This window comes from Nitratireductor sp. StC3 (genome assembly GCF_003015025.1).
In the GTDB taxonomy this organism is placed as follows: Bacteria; Pseudomonadota; Alphaproteobacteria; order Rhizobiales; family Rhizobiaceae; genus Mangrovimarina; species Mangrovimarina alexandrii.
Window position 1 is genome coordinate 523,804 of record NZ_PYBP01000001.1, and the last position, 19,057, is coordinate 542,860.

19 protein-coding genes and 1 tRNA gene are annotated in these 19,057 nt (G+C 65.3%); 5 read left to right on the plus strand and 15 right to left on the minus strand.

Annotated elements, in window-relative coordinates; translation table 11 throughout:
• The first annotated feature begins 48 nt into the window (after nucleotides 1-48).
• Together C7T96_RS24525 and C7T96_RS02655 are read left to right on the plus strand one after the other, a co-directional pair.
• Nucleotides 49-633 carry a type II toxin-antitoxin system RelE/ParE family toxin gene (locus C7T96_RS24525; protein WP_348627219.1) on the plus strand — a complete coding sequence of 195 codons (585 nt, stop codon included), beginning with the start codon at nucleotides 49-51 and terminating at the stop codon, nucleotides 631-633.
• Nucleotides 634-646: 13 nt separating this feature from the next.
• The gene (locus C7T96_RS02655) at nucleotides 647-991 is read left to right on the plus strand and encodes a transcriptional regulator (protein WP_199190393.1); all 345 of its coding nucleotides are present in this window, start codon (nucleotides 647-649) and stop codon (nucleotides 989-991) included.
• A 360-nt stretch (nucleotides 992-1,351) separates the two neighbouring features.
• On the opposite strand, the gene C7T96_RS02660 is transcribed toward C7T96_RS02655, so the two are convergent.
• The gene (locus C7T96_RS02660) at nucleotides 1,352-1,978 is read right to left on the minus strand and encodes a LysE family translocator (protein WP_106569597.1); all 627 of its coding nucleotides are present in this window, start codon (nucleotides 1,976-1,978) and stop codon (nucleotides 1,352-1,354) included.
• Between the two features lie 160 nt (nucleotides 1,979-2,138).
• Nucleotides 2,139-2,223, minus strand: a tRNA-Leu gene (locus C7T96_RS02665).
• 271 nt (nucleotides 2,224-2,494) lie between these two features.
• Here C7T96_RS02665 and lipB point away from each other — a divergent pair.
• Nucleotides 2,495-3,238 (plus strand): lipoyl(octanoyl) transferase LipB, encoded by a 744-nt coding sequence (gene lipB / locus C7T96_RS02670; RefSeq protein WP_106569972.1) that lies wholly within the window; start codon nucleotides 2,495-2,497, stop codon nucleotides 3,236-3,238.
• A complete protein-coding gene (gene ggt, locus C7T96_RS02675; protein WP_106569598.1) occupies nucleotides 3,239-4,999 on the plus strand; it encodes a gamma-glutamyltransferase in 1,761 nt (586 codons plus the stop codon).
• A 507-nt stretch (nucleotides 5,000-5,506) separates the two neighbouring features.
• Here the strand turns inward: ggt and C7T96_RS02680 are convergent.
• From C7T96_RS02680 to proS, 3 genes are read right to left on the minus strand one after another with little or no spacing between them, the layout of a single operon-like run.
• Nucleotides 5,507-6,190: an ABC transporter ATP-binding protein gene (locus C7T96_RS02680; protein WP_106569973.1), complete on the minus strand. Its 684-nt coding sequence runs from the start codon at nucleotides 6,188-6,190 to the stop codon at nucleotides 5,507-5,509.
• On the minus strand, nucleotides 6,190-7,473 hold the full coding sequence (locus tag C7T96_RS02685; RefSeq protein ID WP_106569599.1) for a lipoprotein-releasing ABC transporter permease subunit: 1,284 nt from the start codon (nucleotides 7,471-7,473) through the stop codon (nucleotides 6,190-6,192). Before C7T96_RS02685 ends, C7T96_RS02680 begins: the two co-directional genes overlap by 1 nt.
• Nucleotides 7,470-8,798 carry a proline--tRNA ligase gene (proS, locus tag C7T96_RS02690; RefSeq protein WP_106569600.1) on the minus strand — a complete coding sequence of 443 codons (1,329 nt, stop codon included), beginning with the start codon at nucleotides 8,796-8,798 and terminating at the stop codon, nucleotides 7,470-7,472. Before proS ends, C7T96_RS02685 begins: the two co-directional genes overlap by 4 nt.
• A gap of 20 nt (nucleotides 8,799-8,818) precedes the next feature.
• Between proS and C7T96_RS02695 the strand changes: the two genes are divergently transcribed.
• Nucleotides 8,819-9,007 carry a hypothetical protein gene (locus C7T96_RS02695; RefSeq protein WP_106569601.1) on the plus strand — a complete coding sequence of 63 codons (189 nt, stop codon included), beginning with the start codon at nucleotides 8,819-8,821 and terminating at the stop codon, nucleotides 9,005-9,007.
• A gap of 232 nt (nucleotides 9,008-9,239) precedes the next feature.
• Here C7T96_RS02695 and C7T96_RS02700 read toward each other — a convergent pair whose 3' ends face one another.
• From C7T96_RS02700 to nuoI, 10 genes are all read right to left on the minus strand, one after another.
• Nucleotides 9,240-9,509: a DUF1467 family protein gene (locus C7T96_RS02700; protein ID WP_106569602.1), complete on the minus strand. Its 270-nt coding sequence runs from the start codon at nucleotides 9,507-9,509 to the stop codon at nucleotides 9,240-9,242.
• 30 nt (nucleotides 9,510-9,539) lie between these two features.
• The gene (gene mce / locus C7T96_RS02705; RefSeq protein WP_106569603.1) at nucleotides 9,540-9,944 is read right to left on the minus strand and encodes a methylmalonyl-CoA epimerase; all 405 of its coding nucleotides are present in this window, start codon (nucleotides 9,942-9,944) and stop codon (nucleotides 9,540-9,542) included.
• Between the two features lie 65 nt (nucleotides 9,945-10,009).
• The gene (locus C7T96_RS02710; RefSeq protein WP_106569604.1) at nucleotides 10,010-11,683 is read right to left on the minus strand and encodes a ribonuclease J; all 1,674 of its coding nucleotides are present in this window, start codon (nucleotides 11,681-11,683) and stop codon (nucleotides 10,010-10,012) included.
• Nucleotides 11,684-11,700: 17 nt separating this feature from the next.
• Nucleotides 11,701-12,531: a biotin--[acetyl-CoA-carboxylase] ligase gene (locus C7T96_RS02715; RefSeq protein ID WP_106569605.1), complete on the minus strand. Its 831-nt coding sequence runs from the start codon at nucleotides 12,529-12,531 to the stop codon at nucleotides 11,701-11,703.
• Between the two features lie 4 nt (nucleotides 12,532-12,535).
• Nucleotides 12,536-13,972, minus strand: a complete 1,437-nt coding sequence (gene nuoN / locus C7T96_RS02720) for an NADH-quinone oxidoreductase subunit NuoN (RefSeq protein ID WP_106569606.1) — start codon at nucleotides 13,970-13,972, stop codon at nucleotides 12,536-12,538.
• Between the two features lie 12 nt (nucleotides 13,973-13,984).
• Complete coding sequence (locus tag C7T96_RS02725) at nucleotides 13,985-15,502, minus strand: NADH-quinone oxidoreductase subunit M (RefSeq protein WP_106569607.1); 1,518 nt, start codon at nucleotides 15,500-15,502, stop codon at nucleotides 13,985-13,987.
• Nucleotides 15,503-15,505: 3 nt separating this feature from the next.
• Nucleotides 15,506-17,506, minus strand: coding sequence for an NADH-quinone oxidoreductase subunit L (gene nuoL / locus C7T96_RS02730; RefSeq protein ID WP_106569608.1), 2,001 nt, complete (start codon nucleotides 17,504-17,506; stop codon nucleotides 15,506-15,508).
• A 1-nt stretch (nucleotide 17,507) separates the two neighbouring features.
• Entirely contained in the window at nucleotides 17,508-17,816 is a 309-nt protein-coding gene (gene nuoK / locus C7T96_RS02735) for an NADH-quinone oxidoreductase subunit NuoK (protein WP_106569609.1), read from the minus strand.
• 11 nt (nucleotides 17,817-17,827) lie between these two features.
• On the minus strand, nucleotides 17,828-18,448 hold the full coding sequence (locus C7T96_RS02740; protein ID WP_106569610.1) for an NADH-quinone oxidoreductase subunit J: 621 nt from the start codon (nucleotides 18,446-18,448) through the stop codon (nucleotides 17,828-17,830).
• Between the two features lie 115 nt (nucleotides 18,449-18,563).
• On the minus strand, nucleotides 18,564-19,055 hold the full coding sequence (nuoI, locus tag C7T96_RS02745; RefSeq protein ID WP_106569611.1) for an NADH-quinone oxidoreductase subunit NuoI: 492 nt from the start codon (nucleotides 19,053-19,055) through the stop codon (nucleotides 18,564-18,566).
• Nucleotides 19,056-19,057 lie beyond the last annotated feature (2 nt).

A 19,057-nucleotide genomic window follows, 5' to 3' on the forward strand; every position in this document is an offset into this window, starting at 1 on the left:
CAAGGCGAATCGCAAAGCCGGCGGGCCCGATGGCCGGAAAGTTGGGGAGTGTGCCGAAATCCGGATGGTGCAGCTGACAGGTGCAACACGGGACCGCGGTCGTCGAGCGGTCTTCAATGCCGGTTCGCCGGCAGCACGGCACGCGCGGAGCGCATCTTTGCAGAGCGGGCTCCGCGCGCGCGCCCCGCGCATTGCCAGACGCTGCCACACGGCCCGGCTCTTGCGTCAGGTCCGCCAACGCGGATCGAAAGAAAGCGGAGAAAGGAAAAAACTATTGTATATGGTATCAAATTTGATACCATATCTCTGCTGCTCGAGATCGAAGTCTACACGACGCCGGACGGAAGACAGCCATTCATCAGATGGCTCGAGGCCATCGATCGGGAAGCACGGCGTCGGGTCAACATCGCTCTGGCACGCCTTGAAGAAGGCAACACCGGAAGCCTCAGATCCGTGGGCGAAGGTGTTCACGAGATCAGGCTGATTTACGGCCCCGGATACCGGGTTTATCTCGGCCGGGAAGGCCACCGCCTTGTGATCCTGCTCCACGGCGGCACAAAAAAACGCCAAAGCGACGACATTGCCAAAGCCAAGCGGCTTTGGCGCATGTGTCAGGTGGAGCGCAACCGTTGAAGGAAAAGTGAAAATGCCAACAACACTCTACAAAGACAGTATGAGGGCCATGGTGGAACGCAATCCCGACATGGCAACCGAAATGCTCGAAGATGCCATCAACGCCTTGCTGGCGGGCGATTTGGACGAGGGGCGGCTTTTGCTCCGCCAGTACGTCAACGCGACCATCGGCTTTCCCGAACTGGCCCGCCGCACCGGCAAGGCCGACAAGAACCTGATGCGCACGCTCGGTCCCAGCGGAAGCCCGACCGCCGCCAATCTGTTCCAGATCATCCAGGCCTGCATGAAGGCCGAAGGCGTCACCGTGGCCGCGCGCGTGATCCGGCCGGGTGCGGCGGATCGCGCTCCGATCCTATAGGCTGCTTCAAGAAGACCTGCCGGAGAGCAAGGTCATTCACGCCAAAAGGCAAGTCGTGTTTCGTGACACGAATCCACCTTGGCAAGCAGGCTTACGCCCCCGTGCAAGAGGGAAATTCAAGCAAGAGCTGGAACCGGCCCTCGCCTCTCTCGCAAACCCTTGGAAAATCCGGCACGCGGCGCATGTTGCCCTGTGCCGCATCGTGCTCGCCTGAGGGGAGAGACCGGCACGATAGGCCGCCCCCCTCGCGTGGCCCACGCGACACACCGCCAAGGCTTTCGTGGAACCGTTGCCGGGCGGACAGAGCCGACAGAGGAGCGTAGGCATATTCGACCTGCTAGGATCGTCTTCCGGACGCCGCTAATTCAACCTCGAAAGAAAAATCCGCAGACCGGCGGCCCCGAAGGTCAAAGCGAACAAGCCTTCGAACCACTTCCTTGCTCTGAGATATGTATTCATCACCTTCGGCATGGAAAGCAACAGCGCGTAAGCGTGGAGAATGAGCATGGTCTGCAAGCTGACCGCAACGACCACGATCGCCAGCCCCGGTGCCGTGACGTCTGCCGGAACTCCTATCGCGTAAAGTGCACCGAAGAACAGGATGGCCTTCGGATTGGTGAGGTGGACCGCCAAACCAGTAAGATAAGCGGAGCGCAAGGAGGTCGATGTTCTGCCTCGATATTCGCTTGGTCCCGCGGAAAGGAACGCCCTGAGGGACCGATAGGCCAGATAGAGCAGATAGCCCGAACCAACGTATCGGAATATCTCAAAAAACACCTGATTGGCTGCCAACAGGGTCCCCAGTCCGAGGGCAGCTGAAGTTCCCAGGACGAACGAGCCCGTCGTCATGCCCGACGCAAGCGCCAGACCGCTCCGCCGCCCCGCACGCATCGACGCACCGGCAATTGCCAGGGTGCCTGGACCGGGACTGGCGACGGCGATGAACGCACCCCCCAAGATCAACCAGAGATTCAGACCGTCCGTCATGTGGTGCTGCCATTCCGATGGTATTCGCCGCCAATGGAAAGCGAACGCCATTGAAAAAGCAAGCGCGATCCAACACCTGTCGCAAAGAGCCTGTCGCTCCGGACGCCTGCACTCTTTTTGAAAAGTCTCTTTGTCGCCCGGGAAAACTCCCCGGGTCGGATGGTGCGGTCGAGAAGACTCGAACTTCCACGGGTTGCCCCACAGCGACCTCAACGCTGCGCGTCTACCAATTCCGCCACGACCGCACGTGGTAGAAGCCGGTTTCGACCGGCTCGGCGCGTGTAGCAAATCGCCTGTCGGGAAACAAGTGCCGTGAGACGGCATTTTGCGGGCTTCGGCGGCCGGGCGCGAGCACGGCCGGGCGCCGGCTGCGCCGCGCCCGCGTGCGGCACGGGAAAACGCGCGGCGATCTTTCGGATTCGCCGCGCGCGCTTTAGAGTCGTTTCCCAACGCCCCTGCGCCGGAGCCGGTCGGCAGCGCCCGGCGGGCATGGTTTTTCGCGGCAAGGATCCCGTCATGGCCGAACGCCAAAGCCTCGACACCACCTTTCTGGCCCTGCCCGGCGCGGGGCCGGTCGCCTGGGAGATCGCGCCCGGCCCGGTCTCCTATCCCGACGCGCTCGCCTTCATGGAAGACCGCGCGGCGGCGATTCGCGACGGCCGGGAAAGCGAGCTGGTGTGGCTGGTCGAACACGCCCCCCTTTATACCGCCGGCACCAGCGCCCGGCGCGAAGACCTGCTCGAGCCGGGGCGGTTTCCGGTTTTCGACGCCGGCCGGGGCGGCGAATACACCTATCACGGCCCCGGCCAGCGGGTCGCCTATGTGATGCTCGACCTGAAGCGGCGGCGGCCGGACGTGCGCGTGTTCGTCGGCGCGCTGGAGGACTGGATCATCCGCACGCTCACGCGCTTCAACGTGCGCGGAGAACGCCGCGAAGACCGGGTCGGGGTGTGGGTGGCCCGCCCCGACAAGCCGCCGCTGGCCGACGGGTCGCCGGCCGAGGACAAGATCGCCGCGATCGGCATCCGGCTGCGCAAATGGGTCAGCTTTCACGGCATCGCCATCAATGTGGAACCGGACCTGTCGCATTTTTCCGGCATCGTGCCGTGCGGGATCGCCGGCCACGGCGTCACCAGCCTGGTCGATCTCGGCCTGCCGGTGACGATGGCCGATCTCGACGTGGCGCTGAAGGCGGCCTTTGTCGAGATTTTCGGGCCGGTGGAGACGGCGGCGGCAACCGCCGAGACCAGGAGCGCATAGATGAAAACCCGCCTCGCCGGCTATGTTCTCGCCCTAGCCATGGCCGCCGCGCCCGGCGCGGCCATCGCCCAGCAGGCGGCCGACACGGTCGCCCCGGAAATCGCCAGCGGCACCAAGGCGCGCGCAGCGGCGGCGGCCAGCCGGCGCATGGTGGCGGCGGCCAATCCGCTGGCGGCCGAGGCCGGACTGGCGGTGCTGCGCGCGGGCGGAACGGCCGCCGACGCGCTGGTCGCGGTGCAGACCGTGCTCGGCCTGGTCGAGCCGCAATCCTCGGGCATCGGCGGCGGCGCCTTCCTGGTCTGGTACGACGCGGCAAGCGGCACGGTGACGACGTTCGACGGGCGCGAGACGGCGCCCGAAGCGGCGACCGAGACGCTGTTCGTGAAGCCGGACGGCGCGCCGATGGGTTTTTTCGAGGCCGTGGTCGGCGGCCGCTCGGTCGGCGTGCCGGGCGTGGTGCGGCTGATGGAGACGGTGCATGGCCGCTACGGCCGCAAGGACTGGGCCGGGCTGTTCGAACCGGCCGCGGCGCTCGCCGAACAGGGCTTTGCCGTCTCGCCGCGGCTTGCGGCGCTGATCGCCGACGACGCCGACCGGCTCGCCGGACAGGCGTCGACCCGTGCCTATTTCTTCCACGACGACGGCACGCCGCTGAAGGAAGGCGACAGGCTGGCCAATCCCGCCTATGCGCGCACGCTGCGCCGGATCGGGCGCGAGGGCGCCGACGCCTTTTACGAGGGCGCGATCGCGGCGGCGATCGTGGCGGCGGTAACCGGCCATGACGACAATCCGGGCGCGCTGTCGCGCGCCGACCTCGCCGCCTACCAGGCCAGGGAGCGGGCGCCCGTGTGTATCTCCTATCGCGGCCACGACGTATGCGGCATGGGCCCGCCGTCCTCGGGCGCGCTCGCCGTCGGCCAGATTCTCGGCCTGCTGGAAGGGTTCAACCTGCCCGCGCTCGGGCCCGAGGCGCCCGAAAGCTGGCGCCTGATCGGCGACGCCACCCGGCTCGCCTTCGCCGATCGCGGCCGCTATGTCGCCGACAGCGACTTCACCCGCATGCCAGAAGGTCTGCTCGACCGGGCCTATCTCGCCGCGCGCGCGGCGCTTTTGCGGCGGCCGACCGCCCTGCCCGCTTCCGATGTCGCGCCCGGTGAGCCGCCCTGGAAAAAGGCGGCGCTGCGCCGCGACGGCATAACGCTGGAAAGGCAATCGACATCGCATTTCGTCATCGTCGACGACGACGGCAATATCGCCTCGATGACCAGCTCGATCGAAAACGCCTTCGGCGCGCGGCTGATGGTGGAGGGGTTCCTGCTCAACAACCAGCTTACCGATTTTTCCTTCGTCCCGCAGCGCGACGGCGCGGCGGTGGCCAACCGCCCGCAGGGCGGCAAGCGGCCGCGCTCGTCGATGTCGCCGACCATCGTGCTGCACGACGGCAAGCCGCTCTACGCGCTCGGCTCGCCCGGCGGCAGCAACATCATTCCCTATGTCACCAAGACGCTGATCGCGCTGATCGACTGGGAAATGGACATGCAAGAGGCGGTGGCGCTGCCGCATCTGACCAACCGGTTCGGCACGTTCCAGCTCGAGGCCGGCACGGCGGCCGAAGACTTTGCCGCCCCGCTGGAGGCACTCGGCTACACGGTCGAAATCGGCGCGCTGAATTCGGGCCTACACGGCATCACCTTCAACGAGGACGGCACGCTGGCGGGCGGCGCCGACCCGCGCCGCGAGGGCGTCGCCGTTGGCGACTGAGACAGGCGCGGGCAAGGCCGACCGCCGTCCCGCTTGTTGTGCCAAAGCCCGATCCGGCCGGTGCCGACCAAGACGGCCGGACCGACGCGTTGCCGGAAAAAAAAACACTTCTCTGCGCGATTTTCCGCGACGCGGCGGCCCGACCGCCGCGGCGATCAATAGGCGCCGATCCACATCGCCAGCGACACGACAAAAACACTGACGGAAACCAGGGCGGCCACATCCTGAAGCATGTCGGTCATCACGATCTCTCCTATTCCGCTTATGTTTATTTTATGTTCTATTTTTGTTCTGTTTGCAAGCCCGCTCAACCGGCGCCGGCGACCATGCCGCCGGCTGCTGCCAGTTTCGGTGAATCAACGGTAAACGTGTGTTGGAAAGAACGGGCGCGGCGCCGGTTCGGCGTTCTACGCCGTTTTCGGTCGTGTCCGCCCCGCCGGCCGATGCCGGCCGCCGCAAGGCGATCGGGGACGGCCGGCCCCGTTCAGCGGCGCGCGGCCTGCCGGATCACAGCGGCGCGATCTTGCCGTCGACCAGGGTGACGCGACGGTCCATGCGCGCGGCCAGATCGTGATTGTGGGTGGCGATCATCGCCGACAGGCCGGAATGGCGCACCAGCGCCTCGAGCGCGTCGAAGACATAAGACGCCGTGGTCGGATCGAGATTGCCGGTCGGCTCGTCGGCGAGCAGAAGCAGCGGCGCGTTGGCGACCGCGCGCGCGATCGCCACGCGCTGCTGTTCGCCGCCGGACAGTTCCGACGGACGATGATGGGCGCGCTTGCCGATCTTCATATAGTCGAGAAGCTGCAGCGCGCGCTCCTCGGCCTGCTTGGGCGCAAGCCCGTGCACGAGCTGCGGCATCATGACGTTTTCCAGCGCCGAAAATTCCGGCAGCAGATGGTGGAACTGATAGACGAAGCCGACATCGTTGCGCCGGATGGCGGTGCGGTCGTCGTCGCCGAGGCGCCCGCAGGCGCGCCCGTTCAAGATGACCTCGCCGGCATCGGGCCGCTCGAGCAGGCCGGCGGTGTGCAAGAGCGTGGATTTGCCCGCCCCCGACGGCGCGACCAGCGCCACCGTCTCGCCGCGCTTCAGCTCGAATTCGGCACCGTTGAGGATGACGAGCGTCTTCGTTCCCTGCTGGTAGCGCCGTTCGACGCCCTTCAGCACAAGCACGGCGGTCTGCGCCATCATTCGTACCTCAGCGCTTCGACGGGATCGAGCCGGGCCGCCCGCCAGGCCGGAAACAGCGTCGCGAAGAACGACAGCACCAGCGCCATGACGACCACCGACACGGTTTCGCCGACATCCATCTTGGCCGGAAGCTGGCTCAGGAAATAGAGTTCGGGGTTGAAAAGGGTCGTGCCCGACAGCCAGGAAAAGAACTGCCGGATCGATTCGACATTGAGGCACACGACGACGCCCAGGACCACGCCAGCGAGCGTGCCGGTGATGCCGATCGCCGCGCCGGTCATGACGAAGATGCGCAAAATGGCGTTGCGCGTCGCGCCCATGGTGCGCAGGATGGCGATGTCGTGGCCCTTGTCCTTCACCAGCATGATCAGGCCGGAGATGATGTTGAGCGCGGCGACCAAAACGATCAGCGTCAGGATCATGAACATGACGTTGCGCTCGACCTCGAGCGCGGAAAAGAAGGTCTCGTTGCGCTGGCGCCAGTCGATCAGAAAAAGCGGGCGCCGGGCGGCCGCCTCGATCGCCGGTTTGAGGGCGTCGATCGCGTCGGGGTCGTCGACGAACACCTCGATGGTCTGGGCGCGGCCCTCGGCATTGAAATAAAGCTGCGCCTCCGACAGCGCCATGAACACGATGGTGGCGTCGTATTCCGACATGCCGACCTGGAAGATCGCGGTGACGGGATAGGCCTTCTGGCGCGCGACCGTGCCGAACGGGGTGACGTCGCCCTCCGGCGAGGTCAGCGTGATCGCGTCGCCGACGACCAGCCCCAGCGTTTCGGCCATGCGCACGCCGATCGCAACGCCCTCGCCCCCGTCGAAGCCGTCGAGCGTGCCGTTGCGCACATTGCCGGCCACCAGCTCGATCTTTCCCAGATCCTCCGCCCGCAGGCCGCGCACCAGCGCGCCGGTGCCGCGCCCGACATTGCCCGAAGCCAGGACCTGGCCTTCGACCATCGGGATGGCGTAGCGCACGCCGTCGACATCGTTGATGCGCGCGGCAACCTCAGCGTAGTCGTCGAGCGGCCGGTCGATCGGCTGGACGACGACATGGCCGTTGACGCCCAGAATGCGGGTCAGCAGTTCGGCGCGGAAGCCGTTCATCACCGCCATGACGATGATCAGCGTGGCCACGCCGAGCATGATGCCGACGAAGGAGATGGAGGCGATCACCGAGATGAAGGCCTCCTTGCGCCGCGAGCGCAGGTAACGCCAGGCCACCATCCGCTCGAAGGGCGAGAACGGACCCGCGCCCGGCTTGATGTCGGCGGCGCTGCTCATCGGTCGCTACCGAACCGTGCCAGCACGTCCGCGACCGGAAGCGCCTGGCGCTCGCCGGTCTTGCGGTTCTTGACCTCGACCTCGCCGGCGGCGACCCCGCGCGGGCCGACGATCACCTGCCAGGGCAGGCCGATCAGGTCGGCGGTGGCGAACTTGCCGCCGGCGCGCTGGTCGGTGTCGTCGTAAAGCACGTCTAGGCCGGCCGCCCGCAGCTTCTCGTAGAGCTCCTCGCAGACCCGGTCGCAGGCCGCGTCGCCCGCCTTCATGTTGATCAGCGCGATGTCGAACGGGGCCACGCTTTCGGGCCACACGATGCCGTTGTCGTCGTGGCTCGCCTCGATGATCGCCGCCAGAAGCCGGCTCGGGCCGATGCCGTAGGAGCCCATCGAGACGAAATGCTCCTTGCCGTCCGGGCCGGTGACGCGCGCGTTCATCGGCTCGGAATATTTGGTGCCGAAATGGAAGATGTGGCCGACCTCGATGCCGCGCGCCGACACTTTCTCGTCGTCGGCGATCGCCGCCCAGGCGGCCTCGTCGTGCATCTCGTCGGTGGCCGCATAGGGCGTCGTCCAGGTCGCGACGATGTCGGCGATCTGCGCGTCATCGCCGAAATCGACATCCGCGCCGGGTACCTCGAACTGGAGAAAATCCTTGCGGCAGAACACCTCGCTCTCGCCGGTCGAGGCTAAGATGATGAATTCGTGGCTGAGATCGCCGCCGATCGGCCCGGTGTCGGCGCGCATCGGGATCGCCTGCAGGCCCATGCGCGCGAAGGTGCGCAGATAAGCCACGAACATGCGGTTATAGGCCGCCTTTGCGCCCTCGTAGTCGAGATCGAAGGAATAGGCGTCCTTCATCAGGAACTCTCTGCTGCGCATCACGCCGAAGCGCGGCCGCACCTCGTCGCGATACTTCCACTGGATGTGGTAGAGGTTGAGCGGCAGATCCTTGTACGACTTGACGTAGGCACGGAAGATGTCGGTGACCATCTCCTCGTTGGTCGGCCCGTAAAGCATATTGCGCTCGTGCCGGTCGGTGATGCGCAGCATCTCCTTGCCGTAATCCTCGTAACGGCCGCTCTCGATCCACAGGTCGGCCGACTGGATGGTCGGCATCAGGATTTCCTGTCCGCCGGCTCTGTCCTGCTCCTCGCGGATGATGCGGTTGACCTTGTCGAGCACGCGCTTGCCGAGCGGCAGCCAGGAGAAGCTGCCCTGCCCCTGCTGGCGGATCATGCCGGCACGCAGCATCAGGCGATGCGAGACGATCTCGGCCTCGCGCGGGTTCTCTTTCAGGATGGGCAGGAAAAAGCGCGACAGTCGCATGAAATCTTCCGCTGGATGGAATGGACACGGGCGCCGGAATCGGCCGCATGACGCTGGCTCGTCTGCACGCGTTTCATAGCCATTTCAAGGCAGGTTGGAAACCCGAGGCGACCGGCGCAAGATCGCCGCATGTAACGGAAGTTCGCGACCAGCTTTTCATTGTGCGTTGCAGCAAAGGATTGATCGTTTCAGTGCAAAAAAAATCGTGACATCGCAAACACCGTTGGGTTAGTGTGCGGCCGCATAAAGAGGAGCGGAAATTCAACCGCTTTCCTGCGCGGTCAAAGTCTTGGGAGGATGCGATCTAGGCGCGATTTTCCGCAGCCGCCGAACACCGGAAACAGATCGGACGCGTGATAAAATTGCAAGGCTTCGGCCTTGCATTTTTTTTGGAAAAACAGAAGTTTGACTGCCGAAATTATCGCAGCGCGCAAGCTTTTCCTATTGGAAGTCCGGAATGAATGAGGGGATGTCTTCGAAACTGTAGCCCAATTGCCGGGTGAGCACGTAAAGCAGCGCGAAGACAAGCAGCGAGATCACCGTGGCGCGCAAGGCGGCGCGGCGCATATGCGGCCCCTTGGGCGCGCTGGCGGTGGTGCCCAAGGTGACGTCGCCGTCCTCCTCCTGGGTCTTCAGGCCGAACGGCATGACGACGAACAGCGTCACCCACCAGATGATGAAATAGACCGCGAATCCGGAAACCCAGCTCATCGTCAAAATTCCTTTCCAGCGACCGGCGGCTCAGGCCTGCTCCAGCTCGACCAGCGTTCCGGCAAAATCCTTCGGATGCAGGAACAGCACCGGCTTGCCGTGGGCGCCGGTCTTCGGCTCGCCATCGCCCAGCACGCGCGCGCCGTCGGCCTTCAGCCGGTCGCGCGCGCTGACGATGTCGTCGACCTCGTAACACAGATGATGCATGCCGCCGGCGGGATTCTTGGCCAGAAACGCGGCGATCGGCGACGCATCGCCGAGCGGTTCCAGCAACTCCACCTTGGTGTTGCCGAGGTCGACGAAGACGACGGTGACGCCGTGATCGGGCAGCGCCCGCGGCTCGGACAGCTTCGCGCCGAGCGTGTCGCGATAGACCGCGCTGGCGGCGGCAAGGTCCGGCACGGCAATGGCGACGTGGTTCAGTCTTCCCAGCATCCGCTTCGTCCTTTTGGCCCCGGCCGGTCGCCCCGAAGGCGACGGCCTTTTTCGCACGCCATGGTTTAGCGCGTGACGAACACCGTCACCACGGGCTTTTTGCCCCAGCCGTCGCGGGCGGCGTTGCGTACCGCGCGGCGGACCGATTCCTGAAGCTGGTCGAGGTTCTTACGCCGCACGCGCGGGATCGATTCCACCGCGCCGATCGCCGCGTCGAGCATCACATCCTCAAGGAGCTCGCCGTTGCGGTCCTCCCCCGGCACGCCGTAGGAGACGATGTCGGGATCGCCGGCAAGCTCGTAGCGCTCGTCGAGCACGACATTGATGGCGACATGGCCGACGAAGGACAGCTTGCGCCGGGCGCGGATGCCGACCGCCTCCTCGCTGCCCAGCAGATAGCCGTCCTTGTAGATGCGGCCGGCCTCGACTTCGTCGACGATCTCGGGCGCGCCAGGCGCCAGGCGCAGCATGTCGCCGTTGCGGATCTGCGAGACCGACGGCACGCCGGCCATGGCCGCGAGCGAACCCTGCGCCACCAGATGGGCGGCCTCGCCGTGCACGGGCACCAGGTTTTGCGGCCGGACCCATTCGTACATGCGCTTGAGCTCGCTGCGCCGGGGATGGCCCGACACATGCACGAGCGCGTCGTCGTCCTCGATGATGCGGATGCCCTGGTCGATCAGCCGGTTCTTGATGTCCAAGATCGCCTTTTCGTTGCCCGGAATCGTGCGCGAGGAATAGATCACCGTGTCGCCCGGCGCCAAGGCGACGTTGCGCAGTTCCTCGCGGGCGAGCTTGGCCAGAACGGCGCGCGGCTCGCCCTGGCTGCCGGTGCACAGGATGACCAGCTTGTCGCGCGCGATCTGGCCGTATTCCTCCTCGTCGGCGAAGTCGGGCAGACCGTCGAGATAGCCGAGCTCCGTGGCGACGTTGATGACGCGCTTCATCGAGGAGCCCATGACGATGACGCGGCGGCCGGCCTCGTGGGCGGCCTCGGCGACCGAGCGGATGCGCCCGACATTGGAGGAGAAGCTGGTGACGGCGACGCGCCCCTCGGCCTTGACGATCAGGTCGCGCAGACCGTCGCCGACGGCCTCCTCGGACGGCGAGTCGCCCTCGCGCATGGCATTGGTCGAATCGCAGACCAGCGCCAGCACGCCCGCGTCGCCCAGCGCCCTGAACCGCGCCTCGTCGGTCTTTTCGCCGATGGTCGGCGCCGGATCGATTTTCCAGTCGCCGGTGTGGATCACCGTGCCGAGCGGCGAGGTGATGGCGAGCGAGACCGGCTCGGGGATCGAATGGGTGACGGTGACCGCCTCGATGTCGAACGGGCCGACCGTAAACCGGTCGCCAGCGCGGTAGATCTCGATCGGGATTTTCGGCTGGCGGCCCTGTTCATAGTCGCGCTTAGCTTCCAGCAGGCCGGCGGCGAACGGCGTCATCCACACTTTCGCGCCGAGCCGCGGCCACAGGTCGAGCAGCGCGCCGTAATGGTCCTCGTGGGCATGGGTGATGACGATGCCGCGCAGGCGGTCCTTCTGGCCTTCCAGAAAGCTGATGTCGGGCAGGACAAGGTCGGCGCCGGGAAGATCCGGGCCGGGAAAGGTAACGCCGCAATCGACGACGATCCACTCGCGCGCATGCGGCGGACCGTAGCCGTAAAGACCGAAATTCATGCCGATCTCGCCGACGCCGCCGAGAGGCAGGAAGACGAGCTCGTTCTTGTCTTTTTTCGCCATGCGTTGCGTCCTTCCGCTTAATCCGCGGCAGCCGAGGCGATCACTCCGAAATGGACGTCGCCGGCCGCTATCTTCCACTGTTTACCGTGCCGGTCGCGCACCACGAAGCGGCATTCGGCATCGATGGTCTCGAAAACCCCGCGCACGATCTCTCCGTCGACGCGAACGGCCACCTCGCTGCCGAGCCCGGCGGCGCGCTCGAGCCAGGTCCGGCGCACGGCGTCGAGGCCCCTGCCCGCATCCCAGATCCGTTCGGCCGCGAGCCAGGCGTCCGACAGCGCCAGAAACAGCGTGTGCGCGTCGCAGCCGGCGCCGAGCGCCGCAAGCGACGTCGCCGGATACGGCACCTCGGCGGGATGGGCAACCACATTGACGCCGATGCCGATCGCGACCGCGAAGCCGCCCGTCTCAAGCATGGTCGATTCCAGCAGGATGCCGGCAAGCTTGGCGCCGCCGGCAAGCACGTCGTTGGGCCATTTGAGCTCGAAGCGCCCCCCGCCGCGCGCATCGCCGCCATCGGCGCCGATCGCGATCCGCCCGGCTGCGGGCACGCACGCCTCCAGCGCATCGCCGAGCGCCAGGCCGGCGACGAAGCCGAGCGTGGCGGCCTGCGGCAGCGGGCAGCAATCGACCAGAAGCAGGGTCGCGGCGAGATTGCCGCGCGGCGTCGCCCAGACCCGTCCGCGACGGCCGCGCCCGGTCTCCTGTTGCGACGACACGACCCACAGCCGGCCCGGATCGCCAGCCCGCGCCCGCTCGAGCGCGGTCGCGTTGGTCGAGCCGATCGTGTCGAACGCTTCGAGGCGAAATCCGGCGGCCGCGGCCGGCGGAGACAGAACGAAGCTCATCCGGTCAGAAAAAGGTCTTTGCCGCCGCTTCGGCCATGGTGCCGACCGGACCGCCGATCAGCACGTAAAACAGGACGAAGGCGCCGGAAAGCCCCAGGACCAGCCGCAACTCGCCCGCCATCGGCACGAAGGCGCCGACCGGCTCGTCGAACCACATGATCTTGATGATGCGTAGATAATAATAGGCGCCGACCACCGAGGCGAGCACGCCGATCACCGCGAGCGCGTAGAGCTGGGCGTCGATCGCGGCCAGGAACACGTACCATTTTCCCCAGAAGCCGGCGAGCGGCGGGATGCCGGCGAGCGAGAACATCAAGATGGTGAGGATGGTCGCCATGACCGGATTGGTCGAGGCCAGGCCGCCGAGCTCGTCGATCTGCTCGACATTGCCCTCCTTGCGGCGCATGGCCAGGATGAAGGCGAAGGTGCCGAGCGTCATCACCAGGTAGATCAGCATATAGATGACCACGCCGCGCACGCCGGCCTCGGTGTTGGCGGCAAGCCCGACCAGCGCGTAGCCCATATGGCCGATCGAGGAATAGGCCATCAGCCGCTTGATGTTGCGCTGGCCGATGGCGGCGAAGGCGCCGAGCAGCATCGAGGCGATGGCCACGAAGACGATGATCTGCTGCCAGTCGGGGGCGACCGGCTCGAAGGCGCCGACGGTGACGCGCACGATCAGCGCCATCGCCGCCATCTTGGGTGCTGCGGCGAAGAACGCGGTCACCGGCGTCGGCGCGCCTTCATAGACGTCGGGCGTCCACATGTGGAACGGCACGGCGGAGATCTTGAAGGCGAGGCCGGCCAGCACGAAGACCAGGCCGAAGACGAGCCCGAGCTGGCGCTCGCCGCCCGACAGGACGGCCGCGATCTCGTCGAAGCCGGTGTGGCCGGTATATCCGTAGACCAGCGACATGCCGTAAAGCAGCATGCCGGAGGACAGCGCGCCGAGGACGAAATATTTCAGGCCGGCCTCGGTGGAGCGGACATTGTCGCGGTTGATGGCCGCGATCACGTAAAGCGCCAGCGACTGCAGCTCGAGGCCGAGATAAAGCGCGATCATGTCGTTGGCCGACACCATCAGCGCCATGCCGAGCGTTGCCAGCAGGATCAGGACCGGAAATTCGAACTTGTCGAATTTTTCCGCCTTGGCGAAGCCGACCGACATGATCAGCGTCAGGATGGCGCCGACGAAGGTGAGGAACTTCATGAAGCGGGCGAACGGATCGCTGACGAAGGCGCCGTTGAAGGCGGCGCCGTCGCCGCCGAAAAACAGCATCCAGGCGGTCGCGCCGGCCAGAACGGCCACCGCCAGGCCGGTGACCAGCGTGTTGGAGCGCTCGTCGCCGAAGACGCCGACCATCAACAGCGCCATCGCCGCCACCGCCAGAAACAGTTCGGGCGTCGCGAGGATCAGGCTTTGGGAAAGTTCAGCCGACATCGTGTGAAACCCCTACTGCGCCAGCCCGGCCGCTGCGGTGGACTGTCCCGCCTCGATCGAGGCGGTGACGTTGTTGACGAGAGCCTCGACGGAGGCCGCGGTGGCGTCGAAGATCGGCGCCGGATAGACGCCGAAGAAGATGACGAAGATCACCAGCGGATAGATCACCATCTTCTCGCGCATCGACAGGTCGAGCATGCCCTTCAGACTTTCCTTGGTCAGCTTGCCGAAGATGACGCGGCGGTAGAGCCACAGCGCGTAGGCCGCCGAAAGGATGACGCCGGTGGCCGCAAACAGCGCCACCCAGGTATTGACCTTGAACACGCCGAGCAGCGTCAAAAACTCGCCGACGAAACCGGACGTGCCCGGCAGGCCGACATTGGCCATGGTGAAGATCAGGAACACCACCGCGTATTTCGGCATGTTGTTGACCAGCCCGCCATAGGCCTCGATCTGGCGGGTGTGCATGCGGTCGTAGATGACGCCCACGCACAGGAACAGCGCGCCGGAGACCAAGCCGTGCGACAGCATCTGGAAAATGCCGCCCTGGATGCCCTCCTGGTTGAGCGCGAAGATGCCCATCGTGACGTAGCCCATATGGGCGACCGAGGAATAGGCGATCAGCTTCTTGATGTCCTCCTGCATCAGCGCGACCAGCGAGGTGTAGATGATGGCCACCACCGACAGCGCGAACACGAGGGGCGCGAAATCGGCCGAGGCGAGCGGGAACATCGGCAGCGAAAAGCGCAGGAAGCCGTAGCCGCCCATCTTCAACAGGATGCCGGCCAGGATGACCGAGCCCGCCGTGGGCGCCTCGACATGCGCGTCGGGCAGCCAGGTGTGAACCGGCCACATCGGCATCTTGACCGCGAAGGAGGCGAAGAAGGCGAGCCACAGCCATGTCTGCATGCCGGCGGGGAAATCGTGCGCGAGCAGCGTGGGGATGTCGGTCGTGCCGGCCTGCCAGTACATCGCCATGATGGCCAGAAGCATCAGCACCGAGCCGAGCAGCGTGTAGAGGAAGAACTTGAAGCTGGCATAGACGCGCCGCTTGCCGCCCCACACGCCGATGATGATGAACATCGGGATCAGGCCGGCCTCGAAGAAGACGTAGAACAAGACGATGTCGAGCGCGCAGAACACGCCGATCATCAGCGTCTCCAGGATCAGGAAGGAGATCATGTACTCCTTGACGCGCTTGTCGACCGATTCCCACGAGGCCAGGATGCACAGCGGCATCAGGAAGGTCGTGAGGATGACGAACAGCATCGAGATGCCGTCGACGCCCATGTGATAGGCGATGCCGCCGCCCAGCCATTCGGTCTTCTCGACCATCTGGAAACCGGGATTGGTATTGTCGAAACCGGCCCAGATGAACAGCGACAGCAAAAAGGTGAAGCCGGTCGTGAACAGGGCGACGTTGCGGATGTTACGGCGCGCGGACGCCCCCTCGTCCCGGATCATCAGGATGAGGAAGGCGCCGACCAGCGGCAGGAACGTGACCGTGGTGAGGATGGGCCATTCGGTCATGATTTAGAACGAGCTCCCGAGCATCATCCAGGTGACGAGGGCGGCGACGCCGATCAGCATCGCGAAGGCGTAGTGGTAGAGATAGCCGGTCTGCAGCTTGACCACCTTGTTGGTGACGTCGATGACGCGGGCCGAGACCCCGTCGGGCCCGAGCCCGTCGATCACCTTGCCGTCGCCGGTCTTCCACAGGAAGCGGCCGAGCCGCATGGCCGGCCTGACGAACACGAAATCGTAGAGCTCGTCAAAGTACCATTTGTTGAGCAGGAAGGCGTAGAGGCCCCGGTGCTGCGCGGCGAGCTGCTTGGGCGTCTCCGGCGAGCGGATGTAGAACTGGTAGGCGACCAGCAGCCCCAACAGCATGGCCACGAAGGGCGACAGCTTCACCCACAGCGGCACCTCGTGGAAGTCGTGCAGGATGTGGTTGTCGGGCAGCGTGAACAGCGCCCCCTTCCAGAACGCGTCGTAGCCGTCGCCGACAAAGGCCCCGTAAAAGACCACGCCGGCAAACAGCGCGCCGACCGCCAGGAGGAACAGCGGCAGGAGCATGACCGGCGGCGATTCGTGCACGTGGTGCATGACGTCGGCAGACGCGCGCGGCTTGCCGTGGAAGGTCATGAAGATCAGCCGCCAGGAATAGAAGCTGGTGAAGACGGCGGCCACGACCAGCAGCGTGAAGGCGATGGTGGCCATGGCGTTGTGGCCGACAAAGGCACCCTCGATGATGGCGTCCTTGGAAAAGAAGCCGGCCGTGCCGATGACGGTCGCGGGAATGCCGACGCCGGTCAGCGCCAGCGTGCCGATGATCATCATCCAGTAGGTGGTCGGGATCAGCTTCCTGAGCCCGCCCATCTTGCGCATGTCCTGTTCGTCGGAGACGGCGTGGATGACCGAGCCGGAGCCGAGGAACAGCAGCGCCTTGAAGAAGGCGTGCGTGAACAGATGGAAGATCGCGGCGGAATAAAAGCCGAGCCCCAGCGCGACGAACATGTAGCCGAGCTGCGAACAGGTCGAATAGGCGATGACGCGCTTGATATCGTTCTGCACCAGGCCGACGGTTGCGGCGAAGAAGGCGGTGAAGGCGCCGACGAAGGTGACCACCAGGAGCGCGGTGTGCGACAATTCGAAGATCGGCGACAGGCGCGCGACCATGAACACGCCGGCCGTGACCATGGTGGCGGCATGGATCAGAGCGGAGACCGGCGTGGGGCCTTCCATGGCGTCCGGCAGCCAGGTGTGCAGCGGCACCTGGGCCGACTTGCCCATCGCGCCCAGGAACAGAAGCAGGCAGACCACCGTCAGCGCGGCGTGCCGGTCGAGTTCGTAGCCGAAGAAATTCAGCACCGAACCGGCCTGCGCGCCCGCCTCGCCCGCCGACTCGGCGGCCGGCATGAACGACTGGGTGTTGGCGAAGATGGTGTCGAAATTGACCGAGCCGAACAGTACGAAGACGCCGAAAATGCCGAGGATGAAGCCGAAATCGCCGACCCGGTTGACGACGAAGGCCTTGATGGCGGCGGCGTTGGCGGTCGGTTTCTTGTACCAGAAGCCGATCAGCAGATAGGAGGCGAGGCCGACGCCCTCCCAGCCGAAGAACATCTGCACCAGATTGTCGGACGTCACCAGCATCAGCATGGCGAAGGTGAACAGCGACAGATAAGCGAAGAAGCGCGGCCGGTGCGGGTCGTGGTGCATGTAGCCGATCGAGTAGATGTGGACCAGCGCCGAGACCGTGTTGACGACGACCAGCATGACCACGGTCAGCGTGTCGATGCGGAACGACCAGGCCACGTCGAGCGTGCCGGACTGGATGAAGCGCATCACCGGCACGGTGAACGCCTCGCCATCGCCGAAGCCGACGGTGAAGAACGCGACCCAGGACAGGACGGCCGCGATCACCAGAAAGCCGGAGGTGATGTATTCGCTCGCCTTGGCGCCGATCGAGCGGCCGAACAGGCCGGCGATCAGGAAGCCGAAAAGCGGAAGAAAGACGATGGCGTGATACATGTCAGCCCTTCATCATGTTGACGTCTTCGACGTCGATGGAGCCGCGGTTGCGGAAGAAAACGACAAGGATGGCAAGCCCGATCGCCGCCTCGGCGGCGGCCACCGTCAGCACGAACAGGGCAAAGACCTGACCGACGAGGTCGCCGAGCACCGCCGAGAAGGCGACGAAATTGATGTTGACGGCCAACAGGATCAACTCGACCGACATCAGGATGATGATGACGTTCTTGCGGTTGAGGAAGATGCCGAACACGCCGAGCGTGAACAGCACGGCCGAGACGGTGAGGAAATGCGCGATACCGATCGTCATGACTGCCCCCGTCAGATGCCCTTGCCCGTTTCCACGTCGACGACCTCGATCGCGGTCTCTGGCGTGCGTGCCACCTGAGCCGGGACCGACTGGCGCTTGACGCCCTCCTTGTGGCGGAGCGTCAGCACGATCGCGCCGATCATCGCCACCAGCAGGACAAGGCCGGCGATCTGGAAGAAATAGATGTAGTCTGTGTAGAGAATGTCGCCGAGCGCGGCCGTGTTGTGGCGCACGTCCGGCGCCGGCGTCGGCTGCGCGACCGCGGTGGCGAGCTCGGGTACAAAGGCGTAGCCGCCGACCACCACGACGATCTCGGCGGCCAGGATCAACCCGACAAGCGCCCCGATCGGCGCATATTGCAGCGCGCCGCGCTTCATCTCGGCGAAATCGACGTCGAGCATCATGACGACGAACAGGAACAGCACCGCCACCGCGCCGACATAGACCACCAGCAGAATCATGGCGAGAAATTCGGCGCCGGTGAGCAGGAACAGCCCGGCGGCGTTAAAAAAGGTCAGGATCAGATAGAGCACCGAATGCACGGGATTGCGCGCGGCGATGACCATGAAGGCCGCCGCCACCGCGATGAAGGCGAACAGATAGAAAAAGATCGCCTCGAGTCCTGTCAGCATGGGTTCCCCCAATTCTCCGCAGCGGGGAAACGCCCCGCATCATTCCGGCCTTTCGCGCCAGGCGAAAACCGCGTTGTCCTTAGACCAGCCGTCCGCGCCCGTCCATGTCGAATGGCTATCTGTAGGGCGAGTCCAACGCAATGTTGCGCGCGATCTCGCGTTCCCAGCGGTCGCCGTTGGCGAGCAGCTTGTCCTTGTCGTAGTAGAGTTCCTCGCGCGTCTCGGTCGCGAACTCGAAATTCGGTCCCTCCACGATCGCGTCGACCGGGCAGGCCTCCTGGCAGAAGCCGCAATAGATGCACTTCACCATGTCGATGTCGTAGCGCACGGTGCGCCGGGTGCCGTCATTGCGCCGCGGCCCGGCCTCGATGGTGATCGCCTGGGCGGGGCAGATCGCCTCGCACAGCTTGCAGGCGATACAGCGCTCCTCCCCGTTGGGATAGCGGCGCAGCGCATGCTCGCCGCGAAAGCGGGGCGACACCGGCCCCTTCTCGTGGGGATAGTTGAGCGTGTGCTTGGGCGCGAAGAACTGCCGCATGGCCAGGAAGAACGCGCCGACGAATTCCTTCAAGAGCAGCGACTTTGCAGCTTGGGCGAGCGCTGACATGA

Coding starts and splice junctions, on each gene's coding strand:
- C7T96_RS02655 (WP_199190393.1), top strand. CDS start 647: ATGCCAACAACACTCTACAAAGACAGTATGAGGGCCATGGTGGAACGC.
- C7T96_RS02660 (WP_106569597.1), bottom strand. CDS start 1,978: ATGACGGACGGTCTGAATCTCTGGTTGATCTTGGGGGGTGCGTTCATC.
- lipB (WP_106569972.1), top strand. CDS start 2,495: ATGGCCGAACGCCAAAGCCTCGACACCACCTTTCTGGCCCTGCCCGGC.
- ggt (WP_106569598.1), top strand. CDS start 3,239: ATGAAAACCCGCCTCGCCGGCTATGTTCTCGCCCTAGCCATGGCCGCC.
- C7T96_RS02680 (WP_106569973.1), bottom strand. CDS start 6,190: ATGGCGCAGACCGCCGTGCTTGTGCTGAAGGGCGTCGAACGGCGCTAC.
- C7T96_RS02685 (WP_106569599.1), bottom strand. CDS start 7,473: ATGAGCAGCGCCGCCGACATCAAGCCGGGCGCGGGTCCGTTCTCGCCC.
- proS (WP_106569600.1), bottom strand. CDS start 8,798: ATGCGACTGTCGCGCTTTTTCCTGCCCATCCTGAAAGAGAACCCGCGC.
- C7T96_RS02695 (WP_106569601.1), top strand. CDS start 8,819: ATGGACACGGGCGCCGGAATCGGCCGCATGACGCTGGCTCGTCTGCAC.
- C7T96_RS02700 (WP_106569602.1), bottom strand. CDS start 9,509: ATGAGCTGGGTTTCCGGATTCGCGGTCTATTTCATCATCTGGTGGGTG.
- mce (WP_106569603.1), bottom strand. CDS start 9,944: ATGCTGGGAAGACTGAACCACGTCGCCATTGCCGTGCCGGACCTTGCC.
- C7T96_RS02710 (WP_106569604.1), bottom strand. CDS start 11,683: ATGGCGAAAAAAGACAAGAACGAGCTCGTCTTCCTGCCTCTCGGCGGC.
- C7T96_RS02715 (WP_106569605.1), bottom strand. CDS start 12,531: ATGAGCTTCGTTCTGTCTCCGCCGGCCGCGGCCGCCGGATTTCGCCTC.
- nuoN (WP_106569606.1), bottom strand. CDS start 13,972: ATGTCGGCTGAACTTTCCCAAAGCCTGATCCTCGCGACGCCCGAACTG.
- C7T96_RS02725 (WP_106569607.1), bottom strand. CDS start 15,502: ATGACCGAATGGCCCATCCTCACCACGGTCACGTTCCTGCCGCTGGTC.
- nuoL (WP_106569608.1), bottom strand. CDS start 17,506: ATGTATCACGCCATCGTCTTTCTTCCGCTTTTCGGCTTCCTGATCGCC.
- nuoK (WP_106569609.1), bottom strand. CDS start 17,816: ATGACGATCGGTATCGCGCATTTCCTCACCGTCTCGGCCGTGCTGTTC.
- C7T96_RS02740 (WP_106569610.1), bottom strand. CDS start 18,448: ATGCTGACAGGACTCGAGGCGATCTTTTTCTATCTGTTCGCCTTCATC.
- nuoI (WP_106569611.1), bottom strand. CDS start 19,055: ATGTCAGCGCTCGCCCAAGCTGCAAAGTCGCTGCTCTTGAAGGAATTC.